Genomic DNA, 11,468 nt, shown 5'->3' with positions numbered 1-11,468 from the left:
CCTTATCGCGTAGCTCTAATAGCGGCGGTAAATAAGCTTATTAAACAAGTATTTGCAATAGCTAAATCAGGTGAACCTTATAAAGCTCAATTTGGCTATGGCTAAAATATACAGAATATTATTTTAGTGAATTTTAAATTTTTATTTGGATTTAAACACAGTTCATTTCGAACGTAGCGCAGCGAAGAGAGAAATCTAAAAATTGTACTCTTAAAATGTATATAACCTAGACATCTCCCCTTTCGTCGAGATGAAGGGCTAAATAGGTCAGTATATAAGAATTTTTAAATCTAGGAGATTCGTTTTGTATTCAGCGCTAAAGCCCATTCTTTGTGGTGACAGCGGGGACATACCGAATCAACAGAGGCAAGCTCTTCTTCTACTCTACCACAAAACATGCAAGCGCAGGGTTGGTCCACAGGTAAAGCTTTGATGGCTTTATATTTATCCGGAAATAAAGGCAGACCATATTTTACTTCATAATCCGAATAGTACAGAATACTTAAGGTAGCATCGGTTTCTAATAAGGCGTAACGAACTTGTCCTAAATGTTCGACGGATTGATTACGTAGTTCAGCGAAAAATTCCATTTGGGAAAAGTCCGCATCGGTTTCATGCTTGATATCAAACTCCCCATCCTTAACAATAACCATGGATTTACCTTCCAATAGTTCGTGCAGAAATTTCCAATGCGAACTAATCCAAGTTATCCCTTTATAAAGTAGGACTATGGTAAATAATACAGTGATACCGTACAATAGCGGAACCTCTTCCTGAAACATGGGGTCACCTGCAGCTGAACCCATTCCCAAAATAATAGCGACTTCAAATAAAGTTAATTGCCGAACCCCTCGCCTTCCGGATAAGCGAAGCACCAGCAAAATAACCAGAAACATAATACCAGTGCGGTACAAAATTTCCAATAAAAACTTCGGTTCCATAATCACATTTTATTCGGAATATTCCAGCAGTTTAATCGCTTTCAAAATATCGACTCCTTTTCCCAAAACAGGCTTAAATAAATCTCCTTTTTCTTCAACCCGTTCCAACGCATTGAAGAGATTAAAATCAGCGGGTCTCATACCCAGCTTTACTTCTTCCCAAGCCAAAGGCATCGAAACTGTAGCATCCTTTTTCGGACGAAGGCTATATACACTAGCCAAGGTTTGGCCACGGCGATTCTGTAAATAATCGAGGTATATTTTGTTTTTATCCCGCTTTTGCAAACTTCTTTCCAGTGTGGTCAGTTTAGGTAATTTTATTTGCACCATCTGCATCAATACATGCCCAAAATCTTTAACCTGATCATACGTATACTTTCCATTCATCGGAATGTAAATATGCATTCCCGTACTGCCTGAGGTCTTTGGATATCCTTCGATTTTACCTTGATCCAAAATATATTTTACAGCCTGTGCCGTTTCTATCACGTCATCAAACGTATTATTATCCGAAGGATCTAAATCCAGTACGAGATAAGAGGGCTTATCCATATTGGATATTTTACTTATCCAAGGATTCATTTCTATGCAGCCTAGATTATTGAGGTAAGCCAAAGCAGCCTTATCGTTGCAGACAATGTAATCAATATACTTATCCGTACTTTCTGAAAAGACTTCTTGTGTGGGTATCCAACTCGGCGTCTCTTCAGCCGCATCTTTTTGATAAAAACTCATGCCATTAATCCCATTCGGAAAGCGATTTAAAGATTGTGGACGATCTTTTAGATGAGGCAGTATATATTTAGCCATACTTTGGTAATAGTCAATGACCATACCTTTGGTGATTTCCAGTTCTGGAAAGTAAATTTTATCCTGATTGGTCAATTTGAGCTTTTGACCGCCGATAGTTTTAGTCAAATCCTTTTTGCCAATCGAAGATGTAGCTGTTGCTGTATGCATAGGTGATGTATTTTTAGCGGCTTCCTTTTTGTCTTCAGGTGAAAAATAGATTTCCTCCACACCTTTATCCTCTCTTAGATGTAAGAATACCGGATGTCTATATACCAAGTCTCGGGTGAGTTCCGTAAATTTTATTTCAGCAATAAGTTCGGGCTTTATCCAAGTCGTTTTTCCGTTGGTTTTTGGAACCTTTTTAAAAGGCGACGTTTTACGAACTAAAGGCAGCATAAGACTGTGCAAATCTTTTAATTTCTTTTCGGTGAAACCCGTTCCAACATGTCCACAAAACACAAGTTCATTATCTAAATATTTCCCCAAGATTAACGATCCAAACTTACTTCGCGAACCTTTCGCTTCGGTGAAGCCACAAATTAGTGCTTCTTCGGTTTGCTGTACTTTAATTTTCAACCATTCCGAACTTCGGACATTCGGAGCGTAGTAAGAATCCACCTTTTTGGCAATAATTCCTTCTAAACCTAGATTTTTGGCTTCTTTAAAGAAAGCTTTACCATTTTCTAATACAAAATCATGGTATTGCACGACCTCATTGGCAACCAAAGCTTCGCTTAACAATTCTTTGCGTTGCAAATAAGTCAGCTCTTGCGTAGAATGTCCATTGAGCCAGAGTAAATCAAAAACCTGATAAATAACAGCCTTTTGATCGTCTTCTTCAAGATGCTGAATACGCTGAAAACTGGGCTTTCCTTGCGAATCATAAGCGACCACCTCACCATCTAAAACCATCTCGTAAGATTGTAGTTTTAGGGCATTGGCTATTTTGGGAAATTTACGCGCAAAGTCTAAGCCGTTGCGGGAATATAATTTGACTTTGTCACCGCGTAAATCCGCAATGGCGCGATAACCATCCCATTTTATTTCAAAAGCCCATTCCTCACTATCAAATGGTTTATCTGCCACTTTACATAGCATCGGTACAATAGTTTCAGGAAGCTTTCTTTCTTTAGCAGTAGCGCTTGGTTTGCTTGATATAGAGATTACTTTTTCTTTTCCTTTGGACTTACTTTTTTTTTTACTCTCCAAATAGGCAGTTACTTTAGAGTCAGGATCGATATTCTTTTCAGCATCATATTTTTTGGTAACAGCATGCTCATCTTTGTGTTTGATAAGCAACCACGCATTGTCCTGATCGCCATTTTTTATTTTGACCAAGGCAAATTCCCCCTGTAATTTATCCCCATAAAGTACGACTTTCACCGAACCATCTTCTATTTCCTGCTGCATTAACTTATCTGCAGATGTCCCCTTGGATTTATTTAATGGTTCATAATAGCCTTTATCCCAAATTTCCACTTCTCCCGCACCATAATTTCCTTTTGGAATAGTTCCTTCAAAAGTTCGGTACGCATAGGGATGATCCTCGACCATCATCGCTAGTCGCTTGTCATTGGGATTGAGTGAAGGACCTTTGGGCACAGCCCAACTTTTGAGCACACCATCTACCTCCAACCGAAAATCATAGTGCAAACGCGAAGCCGCATGGCGCTGTACCACAAACTGCAGTTTTTTGCTTTTACGAGACTTCTTGCCTTCCGGTTCCGCCGTCTCCTTGAAATTTCGCTTTTGATTATAAACCTCTAACCCCATGTTAATCTCCTTTACTAACCTGCGTTTTTCTTTCCTTTGTCCAAACTGGCTTTCAGCATCGCCATCAAATCTGATGCTTTTGCATCTGGTTCTTTTACAGCCGAAACTTTTACTTTTTTACCTTTTGCTTTTTGTTTAATGATCTTCAGCAACTTTTCATTATAGGTATCCGTATAATCCTTAGGCTCAAAAGGTTTGGCCAAAGATTTAATTAGCGATTCAGCTAATTTCAACTCTGCTGCTTTAGGAGCAGCCTTACGCGTTGGAATATTCAAATCATCATAGCTTCGCATTTCCTCCGGATAACGCATACGATTCAACATTAAAATCTTATCGTCATATGGACGAATTAAGGCCAAAATTTCCCGTTCCCGCATCACGAAAGAACCTATGCCTCCCATTTTGGTTTTTAATAAAGCTCTTAGCAATAAATTATAAGCAGCTTCACCATTTTTTTGAGGCTCCAAAAAATAAGGTGTTTCGAATAATGCGGAATCAATATCAGCTTCTTTCACAAATTGGGTGATGGAAATAATTTTCGACTTTTCAGGGCTAGCAGCCTCAAAATCCTCATCTTCCAACACAATATATTTATCCTCGATTTTATACCCTTTCACAATATTTTCCCAAGCCACTTCCTTCCCTGTCTCTTCATTGACACGTTTGTAACGAATATTGTGTAAATCTTTCTTGTCCAGCATATCCAGATCCAGCGTACTTGACTCCGTAGCCGAATATATCTTGATTGGAATATTTACCAATCCAAAACCTATAGCCCCATTCCAAATTGCTCTCATACTATTTTCTATTAATTTAATCGTCGTTTAAGCAGACACAGCACACCCAACTCCTCTACGGATAGATTCTCACTTTTCTTTAGCAATCTATCCACTTCTTTTTTGAAGTAGCACAAAGTTTTACCCTTCGTATAATTATCAATAATGCGCGGATCGATATACGATTTACGCGCTATGGCTGGTGTATTTCCCAATCGCTCACTTACTGCTACTACAGCCTGCTTAATATTTTTGCTTAGTTTGCGTTGATCCGCTTTTTCGGTAGCACCCAATTCATCTAAACTCATAGCTGCAATCACTGTGCCTGCCCAAGTCCGAAAGTCTTTAGCTGAAAATTCAGGTCCCATCACCTCTCGGATATATTCATTGAGATGCTGGCTTTTAACATCCTGAATCTGTCCCTCTTCATCAATAAATTTGAAAATCTCATACCCAGGTAAATCGTCAATATCTCGAACAATTTTTGCCAATTGCGCGTCAACAATTAATTTTTCCTGCTTTTGTGCAGCCTTACCTATATAATTAAAATAAAGTTTATCCGCTTCGATTTTCAGATGCTTGGATCGTAAAGTCGTCAGTCCATAACTTTTATTTTGCTTGGCATACACATCGCTACCCGGTCTAAAAAAAGCAACATCCAACAACCTCACCATACAAGCCAATACCTTATTGCGATCTAATTTGCGCTTACGAAGATGCTGACCCGTCACCGCACGCATATGAGGCAATTGATTTGCAAATTGTAGGATACGGTCAAACTTCTTTTGTTCCTGTCGAAGCCTAAAATTGCTATTGTAGATATATTGTTTTCGGCCTTTGGCATCAAATCCTGTAGCTCTTACTTTAGCACGAGGCGAAGCATTGATTTCTACCTTAGTCCATGCTGGGGGAATTACCAAGGACTGGAAGAACGAAAGAAGTTTTTCATCCGTTATCTTATTCCCTTCCTCATCTGTATAAGAAAAGCCTTTACCGATTCTTTTTCGAAAATATTTCATTGATATGATGTAAATATTTAAGTCTACTTGGGTATAACTATTGAAACTCCAAAAAGTTCTGAAGAAGGGAGGTAAATAATTCAGATTGTAGTCAAGAACCTTCATTGAGTATTTTTCAATAAATTTAAAATCTTAATAAAAATTTTATTAATTAAAAACGGGAAAAACACCTTAAACAATCGGTTGCGTTTGCATATATTTGCTTTACCTATTAACTAAGACTTAACTAAAAAAATATGTGCGGAATTGTTGGCTATGTAGGGCACAATCAAGCATATCCATATCTTATTGGAGGTTTAAAAAAACTAGAATATCGTGGATATGATAGTGCCGGAATTGCACTTCACAAGACTAACGAACTTCAAATCGTAAAAAAAACTGGAAAAGTAGCAGCTTTAGAAGAAGCTTTCAGAACTCAAAATACACACTCGACTTTGGGAATTGGGCACACTAGATGGGCCACTCACGGAGTTCCTTCAGATGCAAATGCGCATCCTCATTATTCAAATTCTGGCAATCTTGCTTTAGTTCACAATGGTATCATTGAAAACTATGCTTCTCTTAAGGAAGAATTATTACAAAAAGGCTACCATTTCAATAGTGAAACAGATTCGGAAGTCTTATTGAACTTCATTGAAGATATTTATATCAACAATAATTGTTCACTGGAAGAAGCTATACGTATTGCCTTAAAAAGAGTTACTGGTGCTTATGTGATTCTTATCCTTTCAAAAGAACATCCTGATACCTTATTTGCTGCTCGCAAAGGAAGTCCTTTGGTAATCGGAATTGGTAAGGGAGAACATTTTCTTGGTTCTGATGCATCGCCAATGCTGGAATATACCAAAGAGGTCGTTTATATCAACGATTATGAACTTGCTATAATCAATCCTGATCAACTTATCCTTAAGAATCTAGGCAATGAAACGCTCACGCCTTATGTGCAAAAGCTGGATTTGGAATTAGCAGCTATCGAAAAAGGCGGATACGAGCATTTCATGATCAAAGAAATTCATGAACAACCACAAGCAATTTTTGATTCATTACGTGGAAGATTGGATCCAGAGAGCTTAAATATTACATTGAGTGGATTAGACACTATCAAGGAAAAATTAATCGCCGCTAAAAGAGTCATTATTGTTGCATGCGGTACGAGTTGGCATGCCGGATTATTGGCTGAGTACTGGATTGAGGAATTGTGTCGTGTGAATGTCGAAGTAGAATACGCTTCAGAGTTCCGATACCGAAATCCAATTATTACTCCGGAAGATATTATCATTGCTATTTCGCAAAGTGGTGAGACAGCAGACACCTTGGTGGCTTTAGAGAATGCTAAAGCGCAAGGAGCGACAATTTTTGGTATAGTGAATGTGGTGGGTTCGTCAATTGCGCGTGTTTCAGATGCAGGAATATACACGCATGCTGGACCTGAAATCGGTGTAGCCAGTACCAAAGCTTTTTCAGCACAATTGACTGTACTGTTATTGTTCGCTATAAAATTGGCTGAATTTAAACAATCAGCTTCTGAAGAATTAAGAAAACAATTGTCTAAAGAACTTAGCGAGGTTCCAGATAAAGTAAAATATATTCTGGATTCCACAGTTGAAGACATTAAAGTTATTGCTAAAAAATATCAGAACGCGACGGATTTCTTGTTCCTTGGAAGAGGTTATAACTTCCCTATCGCTTTAGAAGGTGCCTTGAAGCTGAAAGAAATTTCTTATATCCATGCAGAAGGTTATCCAGCAGCTGAGATGAAACACGGACCAATTGCTTTGGTTGACGAAACGCTACCTGTTGTTTTTGTAGCAACAAAAGACAGAGTCCATGAAAAAATCGTTAGCAATATGCAGGAAATCAAAGCGCGTTCGGGAAAACTAATTTCTGTGGTGACAGAAGATGACCAATTAGCAATCAGTCTTTCGGACGAACATATTAAAATCCCAGCTAGCCATGAAATGATTGCCCCAATTTTGGCGGTTATTCCATTACAAGTACTTTCCTATTACGTGGGTATCGAACGTCAAATAGATGTAGATAGACCTAGAAATTTAGCAAAATCAGTAACAGTAGAATAAGAAATGGGGAAAGTAAACAAACTGCCATTAGAAAAACTGGGCCATGATTGGGTTAATGAGGGAAACTTTAATAACAAATATCATCTAGAGTCCAATAAAAAAAAACTAAATAAGTTATATCGTAATTTATCGGATACCGAGGTATCAACCTTACTCCAAAACCAGAATTATTCTCCCAACTGGGAGAATATTTTGGTTACTGATACTTTTAATCCCAATCAAATAAAGAATTCTAAGTTTTATGGCAATGTGAGAATTGGGAATATCTCGCCATTTTATTTGGACTACAAGGATCTAAAATTACCAGCAGGTATATACAATAGTCAAATCATCAATTGCGAAATTGGTGACGACAATGCTATTCACCATGTGCGTTATATGTCAAATTACATTACAGGAGATGAAGTTATTCTTCTGAATATAAATGACATGGAAACCAGTAAGAACGCTAAGTTTGGGAATGGAATAATAAAAGAAGATGAATCCGAAGACAAAAGAATTTGGATAGAGCTGTGTAATGAAAATGGCGCCCGCCCTATTCTACCTTTTGATGGAATGCAAGCCACGGATGCGTACATTTGGACACGTAATCGTCACGACATAGCTCTGCAAAATAAGTTTAAGGAAATAACGTCCTCGGCTTTTTCTACAAAAGGAGGTTATTATAGCGAAATCGGTAATCAAGTTGTGATCAAAAACAGCAACATGATTAACGATGTAATAATAGGAGACTATGCGTATATCAAAGGCGTAAATAAACTTAAAAACGTTACTATTCATTCCACTGAAACGGCTTTCACCCAAATCGGTGAAGGTTGTGAAATTGTCAATGGAATCGTGGGCTATGGCTGTCGAATTTTCTATGGTGTCAAAGCTGTACGTTTTATTTTATCATCATTTTCCCAACTGAAGTATGGCGCGCGCTTGATCAACTCGTTTTTGGGTGACAATTCCACGATTTCATGTTGCGAAGTATTAAATTCCCTGTTGTTTCCTGCACATGAGCAGCACCATAACAATTCTTTTCTTTGTGCCGCACTCGTTATGGGACAAAGCAATATGGCGGCGGGAGCAACTATTGGCTCTAATCATAATTCCCGTTCGGCCGATGGAGAAATTATTGCGAAACGAGGTTTTTGGCCTGGGCTATGCGTAAGTTTAAAACACAACTCGAAATTTGCTTCTTACTCACTTATCGTGAAAGGTGATTTCTTGTATGAATTAAACATTAAAATTCCTTTTTCCTTAATCAGTACAGATGTTCAAAACGATAGGCTGATTATCGTACCAGGATATTGGTTTTTGTACAATATGTACGCGGTAATTCGAAATTCAAAAAAATTCGTTGCACGCGATCGTCGCACGATGAAAAATCAATATTTAGAATACGATGTATTGGCGCCTGATACGATAAATGAAATTTTTGAGTCTTTAGACATCATTGAAGAAGCGGTTGGCAAATCTATTTATCCAAATTGGGCGAGTTCGAAACCTGAAGGGAAAAAGATTTTATTAGACAATCAAATTAAAATTAGTCAAGATATCTATTTGGAAAATGTAGAAAATTCGAAGCGCAAAGTGGTATTGCTAAAGGCTCGCGAAAGCTATAATCTTTTTAAAAAGCTGATACATCATTATGCCGCTACACAAATTTTGGAACATCTTGATTTGGAAAATTCCTTGGCTGATGATATTCTAAGCAAGATTCATAGCTATAAAAATTCGAAGAGAAAAGATTTTGAAAATTTAGGAGGACAAATTGTAGCAAAGGAAGACCTTCAGCAATTATTGGAAGATATCAAAGCCGATAAATTCAGCAATTGGCAAGAAATACATCATCAATACCATCAATGGAGCGCAGATTACAAAGAAGAAAAATTTGCACATGCGCTATCTTCTTTGGCAGAATTAACACAAAATCCAATCGAGCAATGGGATATTACTTTTCTACAAAAATTGATAGAAGAAAGCATTGCTACGCAGCAGTGGATTTATGATGAAATCTACAAATCCCGCAAAAAAGATTATGACAATCCATTCCGTAGCATGGTATACGAAAATGAAGAAGAAATGAACGTCGTCATCGGCCGTTTAGAAGACAATTCTTTTATAAAAGAGGAGAAAAAAGTGTTAGATTCTTATAAAGAAAAAGCCAATATTTTCCTGAATATACTTGCAAATTCATAAAACAAAAACCCCCTCTAGCGAGGGGATTTTCATAAACTAACCAAAACCTAAATATTAAACTACTTTACTTCTATTAATCTTTTTGCAATTATTGCATCTTCTTTTTTTCCGATTTTCACTTTCAAAATACCATTTTCGTAAGAAGCGTCGATATTACTATAATCAACGGTATCAGGCAAAGTGAAAGATCTTGTGAAAGAGTTGTAGCTAAATTCTTTTTTGCTATATAATTTCTCTTCCGTGATGTTTTCTTCTGATTTTTCAACCGAGATAGAAATAATATTTTTATCTACATTGATTTTAAAATCAGCTTTTTCCAAACCTGGAGCAGCTAATTCAACTTCAAATGATTTTTCTAATTCCGTAATATTAACTGCTGGAATACGAGTTACTAAACGGTCAGTGATAAATGAATCGTTAAATAAGTTATCAAATACACTATTTACGAATGGGTTAACCACGTCTGTATTTACTGCTTTAGTAGGGAATTTAAGTAATGCCATTGTATAATCCTCCAATTTAAATTTTATGCTTATACTATTTTTAATCTTTTATAATTATTTACACAAAGGATTATTCAACTTCTGTACCATTGCACAATTCAAGACAAAAAGTCACAAATAATTATTTAAAGAAGACAAAATGACACTTAAAAGAAATAAAAAATGCCTTTTACAGCATAAAAGGCATTTTGAAAATGTATGTAATGTTTGATTAATCTCTCTTGTAAGCCAACGAAACTTCAGAATTGGCTAAATCTCCGCCAAAAGGAGGGTTAACTTTGCGAATAGAAACATTTACTTCTTGAGCAAAAGCATATTTTTTTAGAACAATATCCAAAATATCCTCTAAAGCGGATTCCAATAACTTACGTTTTGGTCGCATTACATCCAACAGAATTTGATATAGCTCTTCATAATTAATTGTATTCTTTAAATCCTCGGCATCCGAATTTTCGAAAGGAAATAATACTTCCAAATTTATGTAAAACTCATTTCCTAAAACCTGCTCCTCCTCATAAAACCCAATAGGCGAATAAAAACGCACATCCTTCAGGGCTACTTTTTGTGTAATCATAATCTAAAAATAAGCAATTTTGGGGTTTTTCCTTATATTTATTACATAAACTTAAAACTTATGAAACATCATTCTAAACTTACTTTATTTATTCTTTTCAATTTGGCCTGCACGCCATTTCTTTCTGCTCAAACAAAATTTCAACCTCAGGACACGGAATTTTATGAACCTAAATCCAAAGTAGTACATACTACGCCAAACAAAGCACCCAGCGATGCTATTGTGCTATTTGATGGCACGGATTTGAAACAATGGGTTAGCACTAAGAATTCAAATACCGATGCTCCATGGACCATTAAAGATGGTATATTAACCGTAAAACCCGGTAGCGGAGATATTCAAACCAAACAAGAATTTGAAGATTTTCAATTACATATCGAATGGAAAAGTCCAGATATAATAAAAGGACAAGGACAAGGTCGCGGAAATAGTGGTATATTTTTACAAGGAAAATATGAATTGCAGGTTTTGGACAATGACAACAATCCAACTTATGTCAATGGACAAGCTGGTTCAATTTATAAGCAAAGACAACCCCTAGTATCCGCTGTAAAACCAGCTGGTGAGTGGCATACGTACGACATTCTATACACTGCTCCACGTTTTAACAAGGACAATATTTTAATCAAGAAAGGTACTGTGACCGTACTTCATAATGGTGTAGTGGTGCAATATAATACACAAATCGAAGGAACAACAGAATATATTGGAATGCCTCAGGTTATTCCTCATGGCGCTGGCCCACTTATTCTGCAAGACCACGGTGATTTAGTGAGTTTTAGAAATATTTGGATTCGACCTTTGTAAAATAAATTAAACAATAGT

General features: G+C 36.8%; 9 protein-coding genes. 3 read left to right on the top strand and 6 right to left on the bottom strand.

Annotated elements, in window-relative coordinates:
• Positions 1 to 290 precede the first annotated feature (290 nt).
• From G5B32_RS12330 to G5B32_RS12315, 4 genes are read right to left on the bottom strand one after another with little or no spacing between them, the layout of a single operon-like run.
• Entirely contained in the window at positions 291 to 941 is a 651-nt protein-coding gene (locus tag G5B32_RS12330; RefSeq protein WP_165291835.1) for a DUF421 domain-containing protein, read from the bottom strand.
• A 9-nt stretch (positions 942 to 950) separates the two neighbouring features.
• A complete protein-coding gene (ligD, locus tag G5B32_RS12325; RefSeq protein ID WP_165291834.1) occupies positions 951 to 3,506 on the bottom strand; it encodes a DNA ligase D in 2,556 nt (851 codons plus the stop codon).
• Between the two features lie 14 nt (positions 3,507 to 3,520).
• Positions 3,521 to 4,303 carry a Ku protein gene (locus tag G5B32_RS12320; protein WP_165291833.1) on the bottom strand — a complete coding sequence of 261 codons (783 nt, stop codon included), beginning with the start codon at positions 4,301 to 4,303 and terminating at the stop codon, positions 3,521 to 3,523.
• An 11-nt stretch (positions 4,304 to 4,314) separates the two neighbouring features.
• Positions 4,315 to 5,301 carry a DNA topoisomerase IB gene (locus G5B32_RS12315; protein WP_165291832.1) on the bottom strand — a complete coding sequence of 329 codons (987 nt, stop codon included), beginning with the start codon at positions 5,299 to 5,301 and terminating at the stop codon, positions 4,315 to 4,317.
• A 236-nt stretch (positions 5,302 to 5,537) separates the two neighbouring features.
• Between G5B32_RS12315 and glmS the strand changes: the two genes are divergently transcribed.
• Both glmS and G5B32_RS12305 read left to right on the top strand, forming a co-directional pair.
• Positions 5,538 to 7,379, top strand: coding sequence for a glutamine--fructose-6-phosphate transaminase (isomerizing) (glmS, locus tag G5B32_RS12310; protein ID WP_165291831.1), 1,842 nt, complete (start codon positions 5,538 to 5,540; stop codon positions 7,377 to 7,379).
• A 3-nt stretch (positions 7,380 to 7,382) separates the two neighbouring features.
• Positions 7,383 to 9,566 (top strand): DUF4954 family protein, encoded by a 2,184-nt coding sequence (locus G5B32_RS12305; protein ID WP_165291830.1) that lies wholly within the window; start codon positions 7,383 to 7,385, stop codon positions 9,564 to 9,566.
• Positions 9,567 to 9,625: 59 nt separating this feature from the next.
• Here the strand turns inward: G5B32_RS12305 and G5B32_RS12300 are convergent, their stop codons facing one another.
• Together G5B32_RS12300 and folB are read right to left on the bottom strand one after the other, a co-directional pair.
• Positions 9,626 to 10,069, bottom strand: coding sequence for an Hsp20/alpha crystallin family protein (locus tag G5B32_RS12300; protein ID WP_165291829.1), 444 nt, complete (start codon positions 10,067 to 10,069; stop codon positions 9,626 to 9,628).
• Positions 10,070 to 10,280: 211 nt separating this feature from the next.
• Positions 10,281 to 10,643: a dihydroneopterin aldolase gene (gene folB, locus G5B32_RS12295; protein ID WP_165291828.1), complete on the bottom strand. Its 363-nt coding sequence runs from the start codon at positions 10,641 to 10,643 to the stop codon at positions 10,281 to 10,283.
• A 60-nt stretch (positions 10,644 to 10,703) separates the two neighbouring features.
• On the opposite strand from folB, the gene G5B32_RS12290 reads away from it, so the two are divergent.
• Positions 10,704 to 11,450 (top strand): DUF1080 domain-containing protein, encoded by a 747-nt coding sequence (locus G5B32_RS12290; protein WP_165291827.1) that lies wholly within the window; start codon positions 10,704 to 10,706, stop codon positions 11,448 to 11,450.
• Positions 11,451 to 11,468: the final 18 nt, after the last annotated feature.

This window comes from Sphingobacterium sp. SGL-16 (genome assembly GCF_011043515.1).
Classification (GTDB): domain Bacteria; phylum Bacteroidota; class Bacteroidia; order Sphingobacteriales; family Sphingobacteriaceae; genus Sphingobacterium; species Sphingobacterium litopenaei.
Note: the sequence above shows the minus strand (reverse complement) of the source record. Positions and strands in the feature narration are given on the sequence as shown.

What these genes read in the sequence shown, in the direction of transcription:
- G5B32_RS12305 (WP_165291830.1), top strand. Translation starts at nt 7,383, where the DNA reads ATGGGGAAAGTAAACAAACTGCCATTAGAAAAACTGGGCCATGATTGG.
- glmS (WP_165291831.1), top strand. Translation starts at nt 5,538, where the DNA reads ATGTGCGGAATTGTTGGCTATGTAGGGCACAATCAAGCATATCCATAT.
- G5B32_RS12320 (WP_165291833.1), bottom strand. Translation starts at nt 4,303, where the DNA reads ATGAGAGCAATTTGGAATGGGGCTATAGGTTTTGGATTGGTAAATATT.
- G5B32_RS12300 (WP_165291829.1), bottom strand. Translation starts at nt 10,069, where the DNA reads ATGGCATTACTTAAATTCCCTACTAAAGCAGTAAATACAGACGTGGTT.
- G5B32_RS12330 (WP_165291835.1), bottom strand. Translation starts at nt 941, where the DNA reads ATGGAACCGAAGTTTTTATTGGAAATTTTGTACCGCACTGGTATTATG.
- folB (WP_165291828.1), bottom strand. Translation starts at nt 10,643, where the DNA reads ATGATTACACAAAAAGTAGCCCTGAAGGATGTGCGTTTTTATTCGCCT.
- ligD (WP_165291834.1), bottom strand. Translation starts at nt 3,506, where the DNA reads ATGGGGTTAGAGGTTTATAATCAAAAGCGAAATTTCAAGGAGACGGCG.
- G5B32_RS12315 (WP_165291832.1), bottom strand. Translation starts at nt 5,301, where the DNA reads ATGAAATATTTTCGAAAAAGAATCGGTAAAGGCTTTTCTTATACAGAT.
- G5B32_RS12290 (WP_165291827.1), top strand. Translation starts at nt 10,704, where the DNA reads ATGAAACATCATTCTAAACTTACTTTATTTATTCTTTTCAATTTGGCC.